The following is a 19,808-nucleotide window of genomic DNA, read 5'->3' as shown; positions in this document are numbered from 1 at the left end:
TTTAATCCTCTCGGGCAAAAAGTGCCTCAATAAAGTCGCCCGCATTAAACGGACGCAGATCTTCAATACGTTCGCCAACACCGATGTAGCGAATCGGAATACCGAACTGATCGGCAACCGAGAAGATAACCCCGCCCTTGGCGGTCCCATCCAGCTTAGTCAAGGTAATACCGGTCAGTCCAACCGCCTCATGGAACAGTTTGGCCTGGCTAATCGCGTTCTGCCCGGTGCTGGCGTCAATGGTCAGCATAACTTCATGCGGCGCATCGACATCGAGTTTTTTCATGACGCGGACAATCTTCTTCAGCTCTTCCATCAGGTGCGATTTATTCTGCAGACGACCCGCGGTATCGGCAATCAGGACGTCAATATTGCGCGCCTTCGCCGCCTGGATGGCGTCGAAAATGACCGATGCCGAATCCGCGCCGGTGTGCTGGGCAATCACCGGAATATTGTTGCGCTGCCCCCAAACCTGGAGCTGCTCAACCGCCGCCGCGCGGAAAGTATCCCCCGCCGCCAGCATCACCGACTTGCCCTGCTGCTCGAACTGACGCGCCAGCTTGCCGATGGTGGTGGTTTTACCGACGCCGTTGACGCCGACCATCAGAATCACAAACGGCGTTTTGCCTTCTACGTTCAGCGGCTCATCCACTTTCGCCAGAATATCGCCCATCTCTTCTTTCAGCAGGCCGTACAGCGCCTCGGCGTCGCGCAGCTGCTTGCGGCTGGCGTCGTTGGTAAGACGCGTGATGATCTTACGCGTGGTTTCCACGCCGACATCGGCAATCAGCAGCTGCTCTTCCAGCTCTTCAAACAGATCATCGTCGATTTTCTTACCGCGGAACAGACTGATAAATCCGGAACCGAGGTTCTGTTTGGTTTTTACCAGGCTGCGTTTGAGGCGGGCGAAGAAACCTTCTTTGGTCGGTTTTTCCTGCTCTAACGGCGTCACGACTGTTTCGTCCGGCACCACTTCAACGGCGTTTTCTGCCGCATCGGCCACCGCCAGAGCCTGTGCTTCCAGCTCTTCATCGGTGATATCGGCCTCAGCCTCTTCTACCGTTTCGTCTGGTTCCGGCTGGTCAACGGCGGTTTCTTCAATAACTGCCGTTTCCGGTTCGGTAATGACCTCTTCCGGCGTCTGTTCAGCGACGGCTTCAGCCACTACCGGCTCGGCGATGACCTCTTCCACCAGCGGCGCAGCGACCGTCTCTTCAACCGCGGGCTGCTCCGCTATCTCCTCAACCGCCGGGGAGTCGACAACCGCCTGCGGCTGTTCGCTCTCCACAACCTGCTCGGTCACCTCAACCACCTCGGCGGCAAAGGCTTCGGCATCCTGTTTCTCTGTCGCAGTGGCGTCGACCGTTTCCGGCGCAACCGCAGGCGCTTCGCTTTCCTGAGCCGGTTCTTCAACCTCTTGCTGGGCTTCTACTTTTTGTTCTGTTTCGCTTTCCTGCGCCTGTTCTTTTTGACCAAAGCCCAGCCAGGAAAAGAAGCCACGTTTTTTGTCTTTCGCCATTTGCGACTACACTCCTCGCTGTTAATTCATGGCACAGCTTCGGCCAGTAGGTAGCGGAAGCTGAAAAATGATGAAATTAGTCGGATAGTCTACCACTTAACTTAACTCGCATCACCGCCCCCGGATTAAGGTTTCGTCAACCGCCGCCGATCGTTAGAATAGCAGCCCGGAAGTTGAGACTTGAGCAAAGAGATGAAGAAACCAAACCACGCGGGCAGCGGCCAGATCCGTATTATCGGCGGGCAATGGCGGGGCCGTAAACTCCCGGTGCCGGAGAGCCCGGGTCTGCGCCCGACCACCGACCGGGTGCGCGAAACGCTATTTAACTGGCTGGCGCCGTCGATCGTTGACGCGAACTGCCTCGACTGCTTCGCCGGCAGCGGCGCGCTGGGCCTTGAAGCCCTCTCCCGCTATGCGGCCAGCGCCACGCTGCTGGAAATGGAACGCGGCGTCGCGCAGCAGTTGCAAAAAAATCTGGCGACCCTCAAAGCCAGCAACGCTAAGGTGGTCAATACCAATACTTTAGCGTTTCTTGCTCAGGCGGGCACGCCGCATCACATCGTGTTTGTCGATCCCCCGTTTCGTAAAGGACTGCTTGAAGAGACGCTAAAGCTGCTGGAAAACAACGGCTGGCTTAGCGATGAAGCGCTTGTCTACATTGAGAGTGAAGTCGAAAACGGTTTACCGCCGGTGCCGATGAACTGGCACGTCTATCGTGAAAAAGTGGCCGGACAGGTCGCCTACCGTCTCTATCAACGTGAGGCCCAAGGAGAAAACCATGCTGATTAATTTTGGCCGCTTGCTGATGCTGTGCGTGTGGGCGTTTTTATTGCTGAACCTGTTTCAACCGTTCCCAAAACCGCTGAACATCTTCGTTAACGTGGCGCTGATCTTTATGATTCTGATGCACGGCCTGCAGCTGACGCTGCTCAAGGCGACGCAGACGAAAGAGATGCCGCCGCTGGGGCGCTTCGAGCAGATTCGTATTTTCATCTTCGGCGTGTTCGAACTGGTCGCCTGGCAGAAAAAGCTCAAGGCGACCCTGAAGAAGAAGTAATGCCAGGAAAAGGTTCAGGGGTCTGGCGTAAAGCCCATAAACCGCGAACCTTTATAGCTCAGGACGCCCTTATCGCCGACGCTTAGCGCATGATACTGCGGCGCCTGCAGACGAAAAACCACTTCCAGCCCGCCGCTTTCCGGCCTGAAGCTTGCTTCATAACGCATTTCGCTACCGGCAGGCGCCACCGTCTGCTGGCGCGAACGGCGATCGTTAATCACCTTCTCCCGCTTATTGCTCACCACCACCCGTTTTTGCAACAGCGGCGCGGCATCGTTATCCATTTTTTCCCGACGCTGCTGCACATAGCGATACGACGCGGCAATCGCAATGATGGCAACGGCAACCATAAAAAACAGCGGAACTTTACTCATTCACCTTGCCCCCAGGAATTATCAGGAATAAGCATACTGTGGCTTGATTATCATTGTCATCTTCCTCTGCAAACCACTACACTGAGATTCAGTACTGTAAGTACAATCACTTACGTAATGATAACAGATACAGGGACTTACTATGCTTTGGTCATTTATTGCTGTCTGTTTCTCCGCATGGCTTTACGTCGATGCGTCCTATCGTGGGCCTGCCTGGCGTCGCTGGGTGTTTAAACCCGTCACGCTGATCCTGCTTCTGTTACTGGCCTGGCAAGCGCCGATGTTTAACGCCATCAGCTATCTGGTGCTGGCCGGGCTTTGCGCCTCGCTGGTCGGCGATGCGCTGACCCTGCTGCCGCGGCAGCGGGTAATGTACGCCGTGGGGGCGTTCTTTCTCTCGCATCTGCTCTACACCATCTGGTTTGCCAGCCAGCTGACGCTATCTTTCTTCTGGCCGCTGCCGCTGGTGCTGCTGATCCTCGGCGCGCTGCTGCTGGCGATTATCTGGACGCGTCTGGAAGAGATGCGGATGCCGGTGTTTACCTTTATCGCGATGACGCTGGTGATGGTCTGGCTGGCCGGGGAGCTGTGGTTCGCCCGCCCGACGGATACCGCCCTGTCCGGCTTCGCTGGCGCTGCATCCCTGCTGCTCGGCAACGCGGTCTGGCTCATCAGCCATTATCGCCGCCGCTTCCGCGCTGACAACGCGATCTCCTCGGCATTTTACTTCGCCGGGCACTTCCTGATCGTCCGCGCGCTCTATTTGTAATTAAGCGCTTGACTCTGGAGTCGACTCCAGAGTGTATCCTGCGGGTAATGAGAAAATTATCATTACCCGGAGGGTCCTATGTCGGCTCCAGAATCGCAGGATAAAAAAGTCCCACACTTCTCATCGTTAAAATTTACCCCCGCCGCGCAGCCTTCTGAAAACTGCTGCGCGGACCACGCCTGCAGCAGCGAAACCGCCGCTGAAAACGATGCGCTGAGTCACGCGCGCTTTAGCTGGCTGGTAGAAGGCATGGACTGCGCGGCCTGCGCCCGCAAGGTCGAAACCGCCGTTCGCCAGGTGCCGGGGGTCAGCCAGGTGCAGGTACTGTTCGCCACCGAAAAGCTGCTGGTCAACGCCGAGGGCAATGTCCGCCCGCAGATCGAAAGCGCCGTGCGCGCCGCGGGCTATCAGCTGCGTGATGAAAACGCGCCACGGGCAGAGGAGCCCACCTCGTGGCTGCGCGAGAATCTGCCGCTCCTCACCCTCGTCGCCATGATGGCGCTCAGCTGGGGGCTGGAGCAGTTCAGCCCGCCTCTGGGCGAAATCGCCTTCATCGCAACTACGCTGGTAGGCCTGTGGCCGGTCGCCCGGCAAGCAATACGCCTGATCAAAAGCGGAAGCTGGTTCGCCATTGAAACCCTGATGAGCGTCGCAGCCATCGGCGCGCTGTTTATCGGCGCCACCGCCGAAGCGGCGATGGTCCTGCTGCTGTTCTTAATCGGCGAACGTCTTGAGGGCTGGGCCGCCAGCCGCGCGCGGCAAGGCGTCAGCGCCTTGATGGCGCTGAAACCCGACACGGCAATCCGCGTGCGCGACGGCGTGCGTGAAACCGTAGCCCAGCGCGACCTGCGTCCCGGCGACGTGATTGAAGTCGCCGCCGGAGGCCGCCTGCCCGCCGATGGTCAGTTGCTCTCGCCCTTCGCCAGCTTCGATGAGAGCGCGCTAACCGGTGAATCCGTACCGGTGGAGCGTAACGCCGGGGAACGCGTGGCGGCCGGCGCGACCAGCGTCGATCGTCTGGTACAACTGACGGTGATCTCCGAACCGGGCGACAGCGCTATCGATCGCATCCTTAAGCTGATTGAAGAAGCGGAAGAGCGCCGCGCGCCGATTGAGCGCTTTATCGATCGCTTTAGCCGCATCTATACCCCGGCGATTATGGTCGTCGCGCTGCTGGTGGCCATTGTTCCGCCGCTACTGTTTGCGGGCGCATGGCTGCCGTGGATCTATAAAGGTTTAACGCTGCTGCTGATTGGCTGTCCGTGCGCGCTGGTGATCTCAACCCCGGCGGCGATTACCTCCGGGCTGGCGGTGGCGGCGCGTCGCGGCGCGCTGATTAAAGGCGGCGCGGCCCTGGAGCAACTGGGCCGCGTGCGCCAGGTGGCGTTTGATAAAACCGGCACCCTGACCATCGGCCAGCCGCGCGTCACCGCGGTGATGACGACCGCAGACATCGGCGAAAACGATCTGCTGGCGCTGGCGGCCGCCGTGGAGCAAGGCTCCAGCCACCCGTTAGCCCAGGCCGTCGTACGTGAGGCGGAGCAGCGCCAGCTGGTCATTCCACCGGCAAGCGGCCAGCGCGCGCTGGCCGGATCCGGCATTGAGGCGCAGGTTGAAGGACGTCAGGTGCTGATTTGCGCCGCGGGTAAAAATCGCGATCCACAGTACGATGAACCTATTCAGCAGTTGGAGAGCGCGGGGCAAACCGTGGTGCTGGTGATGCGCGATGAGGCGCTGCTGGGGATTGTGGCGCTGCGCGATACGCTACGCGATGATGCTCGCCAGGCGGTGGATGAACTCCATCAGTTAGGCGTTCAGGGAATCATACTGACCGGCGACAATCCGCGCGCGGCGGCGGCTATCGCCAGCGAACTGGGGCTGGCGTTCCGCGCCGGGCTGCTGCCTGCGGATAAAGTGCAGGCGGTGATGGCGCTCAACACCGAGTCTCCGCTGGCCATGGTCGGCGACGGGATCAACGACGCGCCGGCGATGAAAGCGGCGACCATTGGCATCGCGATGGGCAGCGGCACCGACGTCGCTCTGGAGACCGCCGATGCGGCATTGACGCATAACCGTCTCACCGGACTGGCGCAGATGATTTCGCTGGCGCGCGCCACTCACGCCAATATCCGGCAGAATATCGCTATCGCGCTGGGTCTGAAGGGGATTTTCCTCGTCACCACCCTGCTCGGCCTCACCGGCCTGTGGCTGGCGGTGCTGGCGGATACCGGGGCGACGGTGCTGGTCACCGCTAACGCGCTGCGGCTGTTACGTAAGAAGTAGGGACAATACCCGGGGGCGGCGCTTGACGCGCCTTGCCCGGGCTACAGGTTCGTGCGGTCTGGTTTTTTGTAGCCTGGATCAGTGGCTTTTACGGATCAGATAGCGGTACGGCAGCGCCTCGGTTTCCTGCGCCAGCAGCTCATGCTCCATAAAGCGGCAGAAACCGGGAATATCGCGGGTCGTCGCCGGATCGTCGGCCACGATTAGCAGCGTCTCGCCCACCGGCATCGTGCGCACGGTCTTGCGCACCATCATCACCGGTTCCGGGCAACGAAGCCCCTGCGCATCAAGCGTATGGTCAGGGCTGGAGAAAAGTTCGCTCATTTTCATCTCACATTAACAAAACGGCCCTAGTTTACCCCCAGTTCGCCAGTACGCAAGCCAGGTTAACGTTTGCGCGAAAAACAACCATTGCAATACGCTCGCAACGCAGTATCATGCAGCCGTTTTTATTGGGTTCCCTCACCCCAACCACTAAAAAGGTCACAATATGAGTCCGTTTACTACCGTACAGCGTAAAAAAGCGCTGATCTGGCTATCGCTTTTCCATCTGCTGGTCATCACTTCCAGTAACTATCTGGTGCAGCTGCCGATCTCCATCTTTGGTTTTCATACCACCTGGGGCGCATTCAGCTTTCCGTTTATTTTCCTCGCCACCGACCTGACGGTGCGGATTTTCGGCGCTCCGCTGGCGCGACGCATTATCCTCGCGGTCATGATCCCGGCGCTGGTTATCTCCTACGGGGTTTCCGCGCTGTTCTATATGGGCGAGTGGCAGGGGTTTGCCGCATTAACCAGCTTTAACCTGTTTGTCGCCCGTATCGCCGCCGCCAGCTTTATGGCCTACGCGCTGGGGCAAATCCTCGACGTCCACGTCTTTAACCGCCTGCGTCAAAACCGCCGCTGGTGGCTGGCGCCCACGGCATCCACCCTTTTTGGTAACGTCAGCGATACGCTGGCCTTCTTCTTTATCGCCTTCTGGCGCAGCCCGGACCCGTTTATGGCGGCGCACTGGGGCGAAATCGCCATCGTCGACTACTGCTTCAAGGTGCTGATTAGCATCGTATTCTTCCTGCCGATGTACGGCATGTTGTTGAATATGCTGCTGAAAAAACTGGCAGATAAATCTGATTTATCCGCATTGCAGCCAGGTTAAGAGTACTCACGAAACGATGTGATAAGATAAGCGAATGAGCCGTTAATGGCCGTTTATCGAAAGGAAGATGTCAATGCGCAATTTGGTTAAATATGTCGGTATTGGCCTGCTGGTTGTGGGTCTTGCGGCCTGTGATAACAGCGATACAAAAACGCCGACTGCCGGGGCTGCTGCGGAAAGCAACGCCAGCGGGCAACCTATTAGTCTGCTGGATGGCAAACTGAGCTTCTCCCTGCCAGCCGGTATGACCGACCAGAGCGGCAAGCTGGGCACCCAGGCCAACAATATGCACGTCTATTCTGATGCCACCGGCCAGAAAGCGGTGATCGTGATTGTGGGTGACAATACCAACGAGGAGCTGGCGGTGATGAGCCAGCGTCTGGAAGAGCAGCAGCGCAGCCGCGACCCGCAGCTGCAGGTCGTGAGCAATAAATCCATTGAGATCAAAGGCCACACGCTGCAACAGCTGGACAGCATCATCTCCGCCAAGGGTCAGACCGCCTGGTCTTCCGTCCTTCTCGGCAAGGTTGATGACAAACTGCTGACGCTGCAAATCACATTGCCAGCGGATAACCAGCAGCAGGCGCAGACCGAAGCGGAAAACATTATCAACACCCTCGTCATCCAGTAACTACTGGCCTGACGCCGCGGCCTCCGGTTCACCGACCGGGGGCCGTTTTTTAACCGCCATCCCAGCAGCAGCGCCACCGCAACCAGCCCCGCCGTCGCCAGATAGATCGATGAAATGCCCGCCCACGCCATCAGCAGCCCGGCAAGCGGACCGGTGATCCCCAGCGAGAGATCCATAAATACCGTGTAGGTTGCCAGCGCCGACCCCTGGTTCTGCTGCGGTACGGCCTTCACCGCCACCACGCCAAGCGCCGGGAACACCAGCGAAAAACCGGCTCCGGCAAAGAAAGTGCCGATTTTCGCCATCAGCGGCGTCTCCGCCAGGCCCACTAACAGCAGCCCAATAATTTCGACGACAAAACAGAGCATCGCCACGTTCAGCCCGCCGAGGCGGTTAATTCCGTTGGGGAACAGCAGCCGGGTGCCGACAAAGGCGCAGCTAAACAGCGTCAGGGCGAAGGCCGCGCCGTCCCAGCCTTTAGCATCATAAAACAGAGTGATAAAGGTGGCGATAACGCCAAAACCCGCCGAAGCCAGCGCCAGCGCCATGCCGTAGAGCCAGACGCGCCCCAGCACCGCGCGAAACGACATCGCTTTACCCTTGCCCGCTTTGACCGCCGCCCGCGGCAACGCGCACAGCACGGCCACCAGCGCGACCGCCATAATGGTCAACGCCAGCCCGTGCAGGCCAATCAGCGAGTAACAGAGCACGCCGAGCGGCGCGCCCATCGCCATCGCTCCGTAGGTGACAATGCCGTTCCAGGAGATAACTCGCCCGATATGCAGCGAACCGACTACCCCGACGCCCCACAGCGTGGAGCCGGTTCCCGCGAAGCTCTGCCCGATGCCGAGGATAATCCGGCCAAGGCACAGCAGCGCCAGGCTAACCACGGGCAAGCCGCCGAAGAGCGCCGCCAGCAGATAGCCGAGTCCGCTAAGAAAGCAGCCGCACAGGCCGAAAATGACGATCTTTTTTGGCCCCAGCAGATCGGCATAGCGCCCGGCGTGAGGGCGGCTGAGCAGCGTAGCGAAGTACTGGAGGCTAATCACCAGCCCGGCCCAAAAGGCGCTAAACCCCATCACATCATGAACGTAGCCGGGCAATACCGCCAGCGGCAGGCCAATGGTCAGGTAGCTGGCAAAGTTAAAAATCACGACAGAGACAATCCGCAGATTGAGGCGCAATCCATTAAGCGCCGGTTCGGCGACGGTTTCGGGCATCGGGTTCCACCAGATTTTTACAACTGTGTTTCATTTCTACCACGCCACACGTTATAAATCAGCAGCCAGATTAGGATTCCTGGCAGCAAGCCAGCCGCTACACTTAGAGCCTATCCCACCAGGCGTTATTGTCGCAGGCAGTTTGAACACGGACAGCGCACAGAAACCGGAGCGTACACGGAGTACGTGAGGATTGACTCGCTACGCTCGCCCTCCGGGCCGCCCTGAAGGGCGTTCAAAATACTTTCGTATTTTGTCGAGCACTGCCCGTGTTCAAAATGGCAAGTAAAATAGCCCTAATGGAGTGGGCTCTTAATGAAAATCATAGAAAGGAAGAGTGAATGACAACCCCTCAGCCCGATAAAACGGGCATGCATATTCTGCTCAAACTGGCGTCACTGGTGGTTATCCTCGCCGGTATTCACGCCGCGGCAGATATCATCGTGCAGCTATTACTGGCGCTGTTCTTCGCCATTGTCCTCAACCCTCTGGTCACCTGGTTTATTCGCCGCGGCGTGCGTCGCCCGGTCGCCATTACTATCGTAGTGGTGGTGATGCTGATCGTGCTCACCGCGTTAATTGGCGTACTGGCCGCGTCGGTTAACGAATTTGTCGCCATGATGCCAAAATATAATAAAGAGCTGACGGCAAAAGTCCTGCGGCTGCAGGAGGCGCTGCCCTTTTTGCATATTCATATGTCCCCGGAGCGTATGCTGCAACGCATAGACTCCGACAAGCTGATGACGTTCACGACCACCCTGATGACCGGGCTGTCCGGCGCCATGGCCAGCGTCGTTCTGCTGGTTATGACGGTGGTATTTATGCTTTTTGAAGTCCGGCATGTGCCCTATAAACTCCGTTTTGCCCTCAACAACCCGCAAATCCACATCGCCGGTCTTCATCGGGCGTTAAAAGGCGTTTCGCATTATCTGGCGCTGAAAACGCTGCTCAGCCTGTGGACCGGGGTGATTATCTGGTTAGGGCTGATGCTAATGGGGGTGCAGTTTGCGCTGATGTGGGGCGTGCTGGCTTTTCTGCTGAACTATGTGCCTAACATTGGCTCGGTGATTTCCGCCGTCCCGCCGATGATCCAGGCGTTACTTTTTAACGGATATTATGAATGCCTGCTGGTCGGCGCACTCTTTTTAGTCGTGCACATGATTATCGGCAATATTCTCGAACCCCGCATGATGGGCCACCGGCTGGGCATGTCTACGCTGGTGGTTTTCCTCTCGTTGCTGGTCTGGGGATGGCTGCTTGGACCGGTGGGAATGCTGCTGTCGGTACCGTTAACCAGCGTGTGTAAAATATGGATGGAGACCACCAGGGGCGGCAGTAAGTTAGCCATCCTGCTCGGGCCCGGGCGCCCCAAAAGCAGGCTACCGGGCTAGCCCTGCCGCTTCACCGGCCAGAAGATCGTCAGCACCCCGGCGACAATCAGCAGCACGCCCAGCAGCGATTGCCAGTGGAAAGGTTCATGCCAGCCGGGGAGCCAGATGGCGGCGGCCCATACCAGGATGTAGCTCAGGCTCAGCAGCGCGTAGGCTTTCGCCAGCGGCAGTTGATGCAGAGCGAAGTACCAGCAGACCATCGACAGCAGGTAACCCATAAGCCCGAACGCCAGGCCAAACGTGCCCGCACGCAGATGCAGCAGATGGTTGAGGAAGGTGAATATCTCCGTCAGCGGCGGGAGCTCGACCATCGAGCTGCGCAGCAGCAGCTGCGCGCCGCTCGCCAGGCCGACGCTGAATAACGCCCAGATTAAGCCCATCAGATACGGCTCCCGAGAATAACGATCCCAACGACGATGAGTCCCACGCCAAACCAGTGGCGACGCGCGACCGGCTCGCGCCAGATCCCCCACGCCGCCAGCGTCACCCAGACGAAGTTCAGGCTCAGCATGGGATAGGCGATGCTGACCGGGATCGACTGCAGCACGCTAAGCCACAGCAGCATGCTGCAGCCGAGAGAGAGCAGCGCGAGCCCCAGCCAGCCAAGGATATGGTACCCGCGCCGCCCGGATTTGGGCGGGCGGGTCGCCTGTTTCTGGCACAGCTGTCCGGCGCAGCTCAGCAGGCTGGCGAAAACCAGACAGATCCAGACGCTCATTGCGGCAGATACTGGATATACACCACGCGCCCAAGCTCGTAGGAGCTATCCGGTTTCGGTAGCGCTAAATCAGCCATACTTTCTCCTTTATCCATCAGCAGAACCAGCGAGACGGGGCCCTGTTGGCGGTGCGTCGCTAGCCAGTCAGCAAAATGGGCTTGATCGACAAACTGGTGCTGCGCGTCCGGCCAGGAGAGACCGTACTTCAGCTCGCCCTGCTTGTCGAACAGAATGATATCGCTGCGCTTGAGCTCCCACGACAGCCCGCCGGCGATACCGACGTTATTGGTCAACACGTAGCGGCTCGGGGTCAGCGATTCGCTGACGATATCCACCAGGAACTGCGGCTGCTTGCTGTCGATCACCCGATCCGGGATAGCGAAGCCCACCAGCAGCGCCAGCCCGAGCGGGCAGCAGGCGGCGAGGGTCCAGCGGCGGCCGTTGTCCTTCATCGCCATCCAGCCCATCAGCGCCCAGCAGCCAAATATCAGCGCCGCCAGCAGGCACTTATAGAGCTCAATATGGCTCCATACCGGCTTGTGCATAAAACCCCACGGCGAAACCACCAGCACGGCGACCAGGCCAATCAGGCCAAAGGCCAGGTTGATCGCGCCGTTAATTTTCAGCGCCTTCGCCCCCGCCTTCGCCGCGTCCAGCGCGTAGCGCGCCATCAGAATCGACAGGGGAGCAAAACAGGGCAGGATATAGGTTGGGAGTTTACCCTTAGCAATGCTGAAGAACAGGAACGGCATCGCCACCCATCCGAGCAAATAGAGCGCACCGCGCGACTCATCGCGTTCGGTCCAGCCGCGCTTGAGCGCACCCGGCAGCAGCGCCAGCCACGGCAGGCTGCCGGCAATCAGGAACGGAATGTAGTACCAGAACGGCGCTTTATGCTGGGCATCTTTTTCCGCGAAACGCTGGATATGCTCCACCCAGAAGAAGTAGCGCCAGAAGTCCGGCTCGCGTTTGGCGATGGCAAGACCCCACGGCAGCACCACCAGCGCGCAGACGCCCACCGCCAGCCAGCCGTAAGTCAACACTTCGCGCCAGCGCTTACGCGCAATCACCCACGGTAGTACCCCGACCACCGGCACCGCCAGCGCGAGGAAGCCTTTGGTCATCACCCCCATCCCGCAGGCCACGCCGAGTAAAACATAGCCGAGAATTTTGCCGCCGTGGCTTTGGGCCTGCGCCGCGCCCCAGAAGCTGCACATCGCCAGCGCCATCCACATGGTGATCATCGGGTCGAGCACCGCGTAGGTGCCGATACCGTAGACCAGCAGCGCGGTCAGGAAGATCGCCGGTGACAGGATCGCGACGCGTTTATCGCGGAAAAGACGCCATGCCAGCCAGGCAACCAGCAGAGCGGTGACGGTAATGGAAAACACCACCCCAAAGCGGACGGCAAAATTATTGTGGCCGAATAGCCACTGGCCGATGCTGTTGATCCAGTAACCGGCAATGGGCTTTTCAAAGTAGCGCAGCCCGAGGAAATGCGGCACCACCCAGTCGCCGGTCGCCAGCATTTCGCGGCTGATCTCCGCGTAGCGGGTTTCATCAGGCTGCCAGAGCAGGCGGAAGTTAAGCGGCAGTAAATAGTAGAGGACAAAAAGGGCGACCAGAGAGGCGCCGTAGCGAATGCTTTTCATCAAACACCCGAATTGAGTAATTGTTCACGTCCAAGCCAGCCTTCCCGGCCGGCCAGTTCACCACGAACCACTTTACCTCGCGGCAGCACGCTAAAATCGGCGGGCAGCAGCTGGCTTAGCGGGCAAAACCGGATCTCTTCCTGTGCGGCCATGGTCAGCAGTTCATCAAACTGCTCCGCGAAGGCGATGCCTTCCACTTCGGCATGGATGGTATAGACCGGCATCCCCGCGTCGCGATGGATGCAGTCCAGCAGATAGCGGTTGAAGCCCGCACTATCCACCGCGTTGCCCACCACTTCATCCCAGGTCGGTAAGGTTACCGGGATCTGCACGGTTCCCGGCGCGCCGTTCCCCAGCTGCGGCAGAAAAGGCCCGGTCCCCCGGCAGTCGCTGTTATAAAGGAAATCGAAAGCCTCTTTGGCTTTGATCACCCGCTGATCGGCACGCCAGCCGGCAACGGCGGAACAGGTTACCGGGCGACCGATAATCCGCTCCAGCTCCAGCAGCCCGCGTTCAACCTCCAGCGTCAGCCTTTCCTGCGGCCAGACGCCGCTCCACGCCTGCCAGCTATAGTGATCCCAGGCGTGCAGGCCGACTTCATGCTCCTGCGCGGCGGCGCGGATAACGTCCTCATTCCCGGCGCCGATCCTGCGCCCTGGCCAGGCGGTACCGGCCAGCAGGATATCCCAGCCGTACAGCGACGCGGCCTTTGAGCGCAGCATCTTCCACAGAAACTTCGGTTTTATCAGGCGCCAGATATGGCGCCCCATGTTGTCCGGCCCGACGCTGAAAAAGAAGCTTGCCTGAATCCCGTGCTGGCTCAGCAGAGCCAGCAGCCGCGGGACCCCGTCCCGCGTGCCGCGAAAGGTATCGACATCTATGCGTAAGCCGACCTGTTTCATGATTTTCCGCTGTCCGTCAGCTCAACCGTGCGCAGGAAGAAGTCCAGGGTGTGTTCCACGGTCTCTTCCATTTCCACCGTTGGCACCCAGTTCAGGCAGCGCTTCGCGTTGCGAATGCTCGGCTTACGATGTTCGACGTCCTGGTAGCCTTTACCGTAGTAATCGCTGCTTTCCACTTCGCGGAACCCGGCAAACGGCGGGAAGCGGTCGCGCAGCGGATGGCGTTCAAAGCAGGCCAGCAGCATTTCCGCCAGCTCTTTGATACTCGCTTCGTTATCCGGGTTGCCGATGTTGATGATCTGCCCGTCGCAGCGGCCGTCTTTGTTCTCAATGATGCGGAACAGCGCTTCGATACCGTCGCTGATATCGGTAAAACAGCGTTTCTGCTTACCGCCCTCAATCAGCTTGATCGGCGAACCTTCAACCAGGTTCAGGATCAGCTGGGTGATGGCGCGAGAGCTACCGATGCGCGCGGCGTTGAGGTTATCGAGGCGCGGCCCCATCCAGTTAAACGGACGGAACAGGGTAAACTTCAGGCCGTTCTTATCGCCGTAGGCCCAGATCACGCGGTCCAGCAGCTGCTTGGAGACCGAGTAGATCCAGCGCTGTTTGTTAATCGGCCCGACCACCAGATTGGAGGTATCTTCATCGAAGTTATTGTCGGTGCACATGCCGTACACTTCCGAGGTCGACGGGAAGATGATGCGCTTATCGTATTTCACGCAGTCGCGGATAATCTTCAGGTTCTCTTCGAAATCCAGCTCAAACACGCGCAGCGGGTTGCGGGTATATTCGATTGGCGTGGCAATCGCCACCAGCGGCAGGACCACGTCGCACTTCTTAATGTGGTACTCGATCCACTCGGAGTGGATGCTGATATCGCCTTCAACGAAGTGGAAGCGCGGGTTGTCGAGGAAGCGGCTGATAGCGTCGGAGCCAATGTCCAGGCCGTAAATCTCGTAGTTGTCGTCCTGCAGCAGACGCTCGGTCAGGTGGTTGCCGATAAAGCCGTTCACCCCGAGGATCAGCACGCGGGTACGGCGCTTAATCGCCACCACCGGTTTGCTGCTCAGCACCGCGCCGGCAACCAGGCCAAGCGCCTGCGCCAGCTGCGTACCCTGCATATAAACGCCGCGCTCGGTCTGCCCGGTAACGATTTCTAACGCCCCTTCCTGGCAGGCGACCACCAGCGGCGCAACGGAGATCACCGTCCCCGCTTTGGCGGCGGCCAGATCGTGGCGCACGCGGGATTTCCAGACGATAAACTTGTTCGCGCCGGCGTAGCCGAACGCGCCCGGCCACGGATCGGAGACCGCACGGACGAGGTTGTGCAGCGTCTGGGCCGAGCGTTCCCAGTCGAGGCGACCGTCTTCCGGCGTACGGCGACCGACGTAAGTCGCCTGGCTTTCATCCTGGGCGCGCTCTTCGGTTTTGCCGTCGCGGATGGCGGGCAGCGCCTGAGCCAAAAGTTCCGACGCCGCGGAACAGAGCTTACGGTGCAGCGCCAGCGCCGCGTCATCCGCGCCGATCGCGACGCTTTTCTGCGCCACGATATTGCCGGCATCGGCGCGGTTAACCATACGGTGCAGCGTCACGCCGGTTTCGCTTTCGCCGTTCACCAGCACCCAGTTCAGCGGCGCGCGGCCGCGGTATTTTGGCAGCAGTGAACCATGCAGGTTAAAAGCCCCCTGCGGCGCAATATTCAAAATGTCATCGCACAGCAGGTTGCGGTAGTAGAACGAGAACAGCACGTCCGGTTTAATCTCACGGATACGTTCGATCCACAGCGGATGATTCACATCTTCCGGCGCCCATACCGGGATGCCTTGCTCAGCGGCAATACGCGCCACGGAGCCAAAAAAATGGTTTTCGCCAGGGTTATCCGGATGGGTAAAAATAGCGGCGATGTCATAACCGGCATCCAGCAGAGACTGAATACCTGCACAACCCATATCGTGATAAGCGAAGACTACGGCTTTCATGAACGATCTTCCTCTTGAGATGCCGTTTCCGGCTGGCGAACAACACGTTGAATAAAGTAGCGGGGGCGGGCGCGGACATCGTTATAGATGCGGCCGATATACTCCCCGAGCAGGCCCATCCCGACGAACTGGGCGCCGATAAACATAAACAGCACCGCGAACAGCATGAACACCCCTTCCGCCGCCCACTGGGGACCAAACACCAGACGCAGCACCACCAGCATCAGGCCGAAGGCGAAGCCCAGCAGAGCGATGACGCTGCCGAACAGGCTCAGCAGGCGCAGCGGCGTGGTGGTCAGGCAGGTCACCAGGTCGTACATCAGGTTAATCAGGCGCATAAAGCTGTATTTGGAATCGCCGAATTCGCGCTCGGCGTGCATCACCGGGATCTCAACCGCCCGGCGGGCAAAAGTGTTCGCCAGAATCGGGATAAACGTACTGCGCTCATGGCAGTTGAGCATCGCGTCGATGATATGGCGGCGATAGGCGCGCAGCATGCAGCCATAGTCGCCCATCGCTTTACCGGTGGTGCGCTGGATCAGGCGGTTGATCATCTTCGAGGCGCTTTTACGGAAGAAGGTGTCCTGGCGGTTCTGGCGCACGGTACCGACCACGTCGTAGCCCTCGTCGGCCTTCTCGACCAGGCGCGGGATCTCTTCCGGCGGGTTTTGCAGGTCGGCATCAAGGGTAATGATCAGGTCACCGGTAACGTGGCTGAAGCCCGCCATAATCGCCGAGTGCTGGCCATAGTTGCGGTTCAACAGGACCGCCACCACGTGGCTGCCTTCGGCCTCGGCGGCTTCGGTGAGCATTCGCGCCGAGTCGTCGCTGCTGCCGTCGTCGACCAGCAGAATTTCATATTGCCGTCCGAGCGTCGCGCAGGCGGTGTCGGTGCGGCGGATAAGCTCCGGCAGGCTCTCCTGTTCGTTATACACAGGAATAACGACCGAGACCTTTTTCACGGGAGGATAGCTAAACATATCAACGTCCTGACAGCTGGTGCAGTGCGGAAATGACCCGAGTGACATCGTCATCGGTCATATCCGGGAACAACGGAATGGAACAAATGCGCGCGCTGTTCCATTCCGTATGCGGCAATGAAACTTCAGGGAAACGCTCGCGGTAATACTTTTGCGTATGGGCCGCGCGGAAGTGCAGGCCGGTGCCAATGCCCATGGCCTTCAGTCTTTCCATCAGCGCATCGCGGCTGATGCCGCAGGCGGCTTCGTCAACGCGGATAATAAACAGGTGCCAGGCGTGCTGATGCTCCCACGACGGCGCCACCAGCGGCCTGAAGGGCGTATCCGCCAGCTCGCGCAGATAGCGTTGCGCAATGGCGGCGCGGCGCTGATTGGCGTGGGCGAGCTTATCCAGCTGCACCAGCGCCAGCGCGGCGTTGATATCCGCGAGATTGTATTTAAAGCCCGGCGAAATCACCTCCGCCTGCGGGGCGCGGCCCAGGGTCTGGCGGTCATAAGCGTCAACGCCGAGGCCGTGGAACTTCAGGCTGCGAATGCGCGCGGCCAGTTCGTCATCGTCGGTCACCACCAGCCCGCCTTCGGCGCAGGTCATATTCTTGATCGCATGGAATGAGAAAATGGCGGTACCGCGCCACCCGACGTGGCGGCCTTTGTAGTACGTCCCCGCCGCGTGGGCGGCATCTTCAATCACCGGAATAGCGTGACGCTCGCCAATCGCGCGAATGGCGTCAATATCCGCCGGTGCGCCAGCATAGTGCACAGGGATAATGGCTTTGGTTCGCGGGGTGATTGCCGCTTCAACCGCTTCGGGGGTAATCATCAGGTTATCGGGATCGACATCGATCATCACCGGGGTCGCGCCGAGCAGGCAGATCATGTTCAGCGTGGAGACCCAGGTCTGGGAAGGGGTGATCACTTCATCGCCCGCACCGATACCCAGCCCCATCAGCGTGACGTGCATGCCGCCGGTCGCCGAACTGACGGCGATGGCGTGACGGTTGCCGGTTAACGTGCAGAACGCCTCTTCCAGCGCCTGATTTTTCGGTCCAGTGGTGATCCAGCCCGATTGCAAAACTTCACGCAGCGCAGCCAGCTCTGCGTCGCCCATCGACGGGCGCGAAAACGGCAAAAAATCGCTCATCATGTTCCTGTTCTGTGAATGACCCGCGAAAAACCGGGTCGATAAGAAATATCCTGCACCTGCTGACCTAAACAAAATGAAAATGAAAGCGAAATCAGCCCGATGGCGCATTTCATTATTTTGTATTCAGATGTTATTAAATTTAGTCAGATTTGCTTAGGATAATATTAAGAAATTAATATTAATTAGATATGCATGATGATTTTGTTAAAAATCATTGAGATAGAGTGGGATTTATCGCAGAAAAAGGCGCTATAGCGTTCCCGCCGGACGGAGAAATAGCGGGAACGCATTGGCGAAAAGTAAACGGATGCTCAACCAGATTCCAATAAGCTATCTTTAAACATCGTTCAGCAAATATAAAAAATCCAGTCGAATCACGAAACTATTTCAAAATGATTACAGGTTGGCAGGAAAGTTGTCAGGTAATTCATTAGCCGGGCAATTAATCACTTCGTCATTATCCGCGCCGCAATCGCGCACAAAAGTGATGGTGGCAAACTCATCAATCACTTCTGTCGGATAAGCCGGACCGGCTTCACGATAAGAGACCATCAGCGGAATATGATCGTTCTGGAAGCAGACGGTTTTCTCCGGGTTATTCATTACCCAGCGCGGGAAAAAGATGGTGCCGTGAAACAGTTTGTCGCCGAGGTTAACGATCAGGCTCACGTCGGTACCGGTCGGTTCGGTCCAGGAAATTTTGTAGATGCTTTCGCCGACGCGAACGATGTAAGCCTGCTGATCTTTCACCCAACGATTCGCGACGATACCGCTGTGAATACGATAATCCAGGGTGGTGCCGTTTTTAACGTAAATTTCGTAGTTCCAGCCATTATCGTAGGTATAAACCAGATGTTTGCCGATAAAACCGCTCAGGTCATGTTTGTCGAATGTGCTCATAATCTGTTCTCCTCTGTTTGTTGAGAACAAGCATACTGCTTTAAAAAATCGATGAATAACGCTATGTTTGGATTAAACTCATTCACTTTTTAGATGGATTATGCACAAGACTACGCTGGAACAATGGGCGCTGCTGGAGAAAGTTGTCGAGCTGGGTAGCTTCGCGAAGGCGGCGGACGAGACCCACCGCAGCCAGTCGTCGGTGAGCTATAATCTCGCGCTGTTGCAGGAGCGGCTGGGCGTCACGCTGCTGACGCCATCGGGCCGTCGCGCGGTGCTGACCCCGGCAGGCGAGCTGCTGCTCGGCCAGGTTAAGCCGCTGCTGCAGGCCTTCTCTTATGTCGAAACCCATGCAGCCACCCTGCGAGACGGCGCCCGGACCCGGCTGGATCTGGTGGTCGACAGCATTTTCCCACGCCAGCGGCTGTTCGCCATTCTGCGCCAGTTTCAACAGCGTTACCCGCAAACTCAGGTCAGGTTGACCGAAGTGCTGGAAAACGTTGAGGAAGAGCATCCGGCCCGCACCGAGGCGGACGTGATGGTGCTGACCCGCCGTCAGGATATTACCGGCCGCGGCGAATGGCTGATGAACATTGATTTTGTCGCCGTCGCCCATCGCGATCATCCACTCTCCGCGCTGGCGGGGCCGCTGGACGACAGCGCGCTGGCCCCCTGGCCGCTGGTGCGCATCGCCGACCGCAGCAACGACCCGCAATCTTCCCGCGATGCATGGACGTTTTCCACTATTGATGCCGCCATCGATGCGGTGCTGTATCAGGTCGGGTTTGGCTGGCTGCCGGAAGAGCGCATTGGCCCACAGCTTCAACAAGGGGTGCTGAAGGCGCTGCCGCTGGGACACGGCGCGCGGCGGGCAACGCCGCTGCACCTGATCGTTAAGCGTGATTTAACACCTATTGATGAGCAGGTCGCCACGCTGCTGGATCTGTTCAGAGCGCCCTGATGGGCTTGTTTACCCGGCTCGCGCTGCGCTTAGCCGGGCTACAGATTCACTGCGGTCTGCTCCCGGGGGCGGCGCTTAACGCGCCTTGCCCGGGCTACAGGTTCCCCGCCGTTTGCGAGCCGGTAGCCCGACAGATGCGCAGCATCGCCTCCGGGAAATTCAGCCTCTC

19 protein-coding genes and 1 pseudogene are annotated in these 19,808 nt (G+C 58.8%); 8 read left to right on the top strand and 12 right to left on the bottom strand.

The features are described from left to right. Window position 1: 1 nt before the first annotated feature. Window positions 2–1,519 (bottom strand): signal recognition particle-docking protein FtsY, encoded by a 1,518-nt coding sequence (gene ftsY / locus SIK97_RS04180; RefSeq protein WP_032751583.1) that lies wholly within the window; start codon window positions 1,517–1,519, stop codon window positions 2–4. Window positions 1,520–1,711: 192 nt separating this feature from the next. On the opposite strand from ftsY, the gene rsmD reads away from it, so the two are divergent. Together rsmD and SIK97_RS04170 are read left to right on the top strand one after the other, a co-directional pair. Continuing rightward, window positions 1,712–2,308, top strand: a complete 597-nt coding sequence (gene rsmD, locus SIK97_RS04175; RefSeq protein WP_014227097.1) for a 16S rRNA (guanine(966)-N(2))-methyltransferase — start codon at window positions 1,712–1,714, stop codon at window positions 2,306–2,308. Beyond that, the gene (locus SIK97_RS04170) at window positions 2,298–2,576 is read left to right on the top strand and encodes a DUF1145 family protein (RefSeq protein WP_004106574.1); all 279 of its coding nucleotides are present in this window, start codon (window positions 2,298–2,300) and stop codon (window positions 2,574–2,576) included. Before rsmD ends, SIK97_RS04170 begins: the two co-directional genes overlap by 11 nt. A gap of 14 nt (window positions 2,577–2,590) precedes the next feature. On the opposite strand, the gene SIK97_RS04165 is transcribed toward SIK97_RS04170, so the two are convergent. After that, window positions 2,591–2,950, bottom strand: a complete 360-nt coding sequence (locus SIK97_RS04165) for a DUF2500 domain-containing protein (RefSeq protein ID WP_025106846.1) — start codon at window positions 2,948–2,950, stop codon at window positions 2,591–2,593. Window positions 2,951–3,092: 142 nt separating this feature from the next. Between SIK97_RS04165 and SIK97_RS04160 the strand changes: the two genes are divergently transcribed. Together SIK97_RS04160 and zntA are read left to right on the top strand one after the other, a co-directional pair. After that, a complete protein-coding gene (locus SIK97_RS04160; protein ID WP_004855080.1) occupies window positions 3,093–3,719 on the top strand; it encodes a lysoplasmalogenase in 627 nt (208 codons plus the stop codon). A gap of 78 nt (window positions 3,720–3,797) precedes the next feature. Next, on the top strand, window positions 3,798–6,002 hold the full coding sequence (zntA, locus tag SIK97_RS04155) for a Zn(II)/Cd(II)/Pb(II) translocating P-type ATPase ZntA (RefSeq protein ID WP_032751584.1): 2,205 nt from the start codon (window positions 3,798–3,800) through the stop codon (window positions 6,000–6,002). A gap of 78 nt (window positions 6,003–6,080) precedes the next feature. Here zntA and tusA read toward each other — a convergent pair whose 3' ends face one another. Further along, window positions 6,081–6,326 (bottom strand): sulfurtransferase TusA, encoded by a 246-nt coding sequence (tusA, locus tag SIK97_RS04150; protein WP_004106582.1) that lies wholly within the window; start codon window positions 6,324–6,326, stop codon window positions 6,081–6,083. A gap of 166 nt (window positions 6,327–6,492) precedes the next feature. On the opposite strand from tusA, the gene SIK97_RS04145 reads away from it, so the two are divergent. Both SIK97_RS04145 and SIK97_RS04140 read left to right on the top strand, forming a co-directional pair. Then, window positions 6,493–7,158 (top strand): 7-cyano-7-deazaguanine/7-aminomethyl-7-deazaguanine transporter, encoded by a 666-nt coding sequence (locus tag SIK97_RS04145; RefSeq protein ID WP_025106844.1) that lies wholly within the window; start codon window positions 6,493–6,495, stop codon window positions 7,156–7,158. A gap of 73 nt (window positions 7,159–7,231) precedes the next feature. Continuing rightward, window positions 7,232–7,789 (top strand): DcrB family lipoprotein, encoded by a 558-nt coding sequence (locus SIK97_RS04140; RefSeq protein WP_004855087.1) that lies wholly within the window; start codon window positions 7,232–7,234, stop codon window positions 7,787–7,789. Here SIK97_RS04140 and SIK97_RS04135 read toward each other — a convergent pair. Continuing rightward, window positions 7,738–9,009, bottom strand: a pseudogene (locus SIK97_RS04135) (MFS transporter); the annotation flags it as partial. The gene SIK97_RS04140 and the pseudogene SIK97_RS04135 overlap by 52 nt on opposite strands. A 341-nt stretch (window positions 9,010–9,350) precedes the next feature. On the opposite strand from SIK97_RS04135, the gene SIK97_RS04130 reads away from it, so the two are divergent. Further along, complete coding sequence (locus SIK97_RS04130) at window positions 9,351–10,400, top strand: AI-2E family transporter (protein ID WP_009654337.1); 1,050 nt, start codon at window positions 9,351–9,353, stop codon at window positions 10,398–10,400. Here SIK97_RS04130 and arnF read toward each other — a convergent pair. The 8 genes from arnF to SIK97_RS04090 all read right to left on the bottom strand — a co-directional run bounded on the left by arnF (window position 10,397) and on the right by SIK97_RS04090 (window position 18,681). Then, the gene (arnF, locus tag SIK97_RS04125; RefSeq protein ID WP_057173351.1) at window positions 10,397–10,780 is read right to left on the bottom strand and encodes a 4-amino-4-deoxy-L-arabinose-phosphoundecaprenol flippase subunit ArnF; all 384 of its coding nucleotides are present in this window, start codon (window positions 10,778–10,780) and stop codon (window positions 10,397–10,399) included. The two genes, SIK97_RS04130 and arnF, sit on opposite strands and share 4 nt — an antisense overlap. Beyond that, on the bottom strand, window positions 10,780–11,118 hold the full coding sequence (gene arnE / locus SIK97_RS04120; protein ID WP_057173352.1) for a 4-amino-4-deoxy-L-arabinose-phosphoundecaprenol flippase subunit ArnE: 339 nt from the start codon (window positions 11,116–11,118) through the stop codon (window positions 10,780–10,782). Before arnE ends, arnF begins: the two co-directional genes overlap by 1 nt. Then, window positions 11,115–12,770 carry a lipid IV(A) 4-amino-4-deoxy-L-arabinosyltransferase gene (gene arnT / locus SIK97_RS04115; protein WP_032719969.1) on the bottom strand — a complete coding sequence of 552 codons (1,656 nt, stop codon included), beginning with the start codon at window positions 12,768–12,770 and terminating at the stop codon, window positions 11,115–11,117. Before arnT ends, arnE begins: the two co-directional genes overlap by 4 nt. Then, the gene (gene arnD, locus SIK97_RS04110) at window positions 12,770–13,672 is read right to left on the bottom strand and encodes a 4-deoxy-4-formamido-L-arabinose-phosphoundecaprenol deformylase (RefSeq protein WP_057173353.1); all 903 of its coding nucleotides are present in this window, start codon (window positions 13,670–13,672) and stop codon (window positions 12,770–12,772) included. The genes arnT and arnD overlap by 1 nt, the downstream gene beginning before the upstream one ends. Beyond that, on the bottom strand, window positions 13,669–15,654 hold the full coding sequence (arnA, locus tag SIK97_RS04105) for a bifunctional UDP-4-amino-4-deoxy-L-arabinose formyltransferase/UDP-glucuronic acid oxidase ArnA (protein WP_046877708.1): 1,986 nt from the start codon (window positions 15,652–15,654) through the stop codon (window positions 13,669–13,671). The genes arnD and arnA overlap by 4 nt, the downstream gene beginning before the upstream one ends. Then, window positions 15,651–16,634 carry an undecaprenyl-phosphate 4-deoxy-4-formamido-L-arabinose transferase gene (arnC, locus tag SIK97_RS04100; RefSeq protein WP_004126208.1) on the bottom strand — a complete coding sequence of 328 codons (984 nt, stop codon included), beginning with the start codon at window positions 16,632–16,634 and terminating at the stop codon, window positions 15,651–15,653. Before arnC ends, arnA begins: the two co-directional genes overlap by 4 nt. A 1-nt stretch (window position 16,635) precedes the next feature. Continuing rightward, a complete protein-coding gene (gene arnB, locus SIK97_RS04095) occupies window positions 16,636–17,775 on the bottom strand; it encodes a UDP-4-amino-4-deoxy-L-arabinose aminotransferase (RefSeq protein WP_004855110.1) in 1,140 nt (379 codons plus the stop codon). A 399-nt stretch (window positions 17,776–18,174) separates the two neighbouring features. Beyond that, window positions 18,175–18,681, bottom strand: a complete 507-nt coding sequence (locus SIK97_RS04090) for a phenolic acid decarboxylase (protein WP_025106840.1) — start codon at window positions 18,679–18,681, stop codon at window positions 18,175–18,177. 97 nt (window positions 18,682–18,778) lie between these two features. Here SIK97_RS04090 and SIK97_RS04085 point away from each other — a divergent pair, with 97 nt between their 5' ends. Then, window positions 18,779–19,639 carry a LysR family transcriptional regulator gene (locus SIK97_RS04085; RefSeq protein WP_014227126.1) on the top strand — a complete coding sequence of 287 codons (861 nt, stop codon included), beginning with the start codon at window positions 18,779–18,781 and terminating at the stop codon, window positions 19,637–19,639. The last annotated feature ends 169 nt before the right edge of the window (window positions 19,640–19,808 follow it).

Origin of the sequence: Klebsiella sp. JN_Kp126 (genome assembly GCF_033843325.1) — a bacterium.
GTDB classification, from domain to species: domain Bacteria; phylum Pseudomonadota; class Gammaproteobacteria; order Enterobacterales; family Enterobacteriaceae; genus Klebsiella; species Klebsiella michiganensis.
This window is presented reverse-complemented; position numbering and strand designations above follow the sequence as displayed.

Bases quoted from the DNA above. Each gene is read 5' to 3' on its own strand.
- SIK97_RS04160 (WP_004855080.1), top strand. From the start codon at position 3,093: ATGCTTTGGTCATTTATTGCTGTCTGTTTCTCCGCATGGCTTTACGTC.
- SIK97_RS04140 (WP_004855087.1), top strand. From the start codon at position 7,232: ATGCGCAATTTGGTTAAATATGTCGGTATTGGCCTGCTGGTTGTGGGT.
- arnD (WP_057173353.1), bottom strand. From the start codon at position 13,672: ATGAAACAGGTCGGCTTACGCATAGATGTCGATACCTTTCGCGGCACG.
- SIK97_RS04165 (WP_025106846.1), bottom strand. From the start codon at position 2,950: ATGAGTAAAGTTCCGCTGTTTTTTATGGTTGCCGTTGCCATCATTGCG.
- SIK97_RS04145 (WP_025106844.1), top strand. From the start codon at position 6,493: ATGAGTCCGTTTACTACCGTACAGCGTAAAAAAGCGCTGATCTGGCTA.
- arnE (WP_057173352.1), bottom strand. From the start codon at position 11,118: ATGAGCGTCTGGATCTGTCTGGTTTTCGCCAGCCTGCTGAGCTGCGCC.
- arnC (WP_004126208.1), bottom strand. From the start codon at position 16,634: ATGTTTAGCTATCCTCCCGTGAAAAAGGTCTCGGTCGTTATTCCTGTG.
- zntA (WP_032751584.1), top strand. From the start codon at position 3,798: ATGTCGGCTCCAGAATCGCAGGATAAAAAAGTCCCACACTTCTCATCG.
- SIK97_RS04170 (WP_004106574.1), top strand. From the start codon at position 2,298: ATGCTGATTAATTTTGGCCGCTTGCTGATGCTGTGCGTGTGGGCGTTT.
- rsmD (WP_014227097.1), top strand. From the start codon at position 1,712: ATGAAGAAACCAAACCACGCGGGCAGCGGCCAGATCCGTATTATCGGC.
- SIK97_RS04130 (WP_009654337.1), top strand. From the start codon at position 9,351: ATGACAACCCCTCAGCCCGATAAAACGGGCATGCATATTCTGCTCAAA.
- ftsY (WP_032751583.1), bottom strand. From the start codon at position 1,519: ATGGCGAAAGACAAAAAACGTGGCTTCTTTTCCTGGCTGGGCTTTGGT.
- arnT (WP_032719969.1), bottom strand. From the start codon at position 12,770: ATGAAAAGCATTCGCTACGGCGCCTCTCTGGTCGCCCTTTTTGTCCTC.
- SIK97_RS04085 (WP_014227126.1), top strand. From the start codon at position 18,779: ATGCACAAGACTACGCTGGAACAATGGGCGCTGCTGGAGAAAGTTGTC.
- arnA (WP_046877708.1), bottom strand. From the start codon at position 15,654: ATGAAAGCCGTAGTCTTCGCTTATCACGATATGGGTTGTGCAGGTATT.
- arnF (WP_057173351.1), bottom strand. From the start codon at position 10,780: ATGGGCTTAATCTGGGCGTTATTCAGCGTCGGCCTGGCGAGCGGCGCG.
- arnB (WP_004855110.1), bottom strand. From the start codon at position 17,775: ATGAGCGATTTTTTGCCGTTTTCGCGCCCGTCGATGGGCGACGCAGAG.
- tusA (WP_004106582.1), bottom strand. From the start codon at position 6,326: ATGAGCGAACTTTTCTCCAGCCCTGACCATACGCTTGATGCGCAGGGG.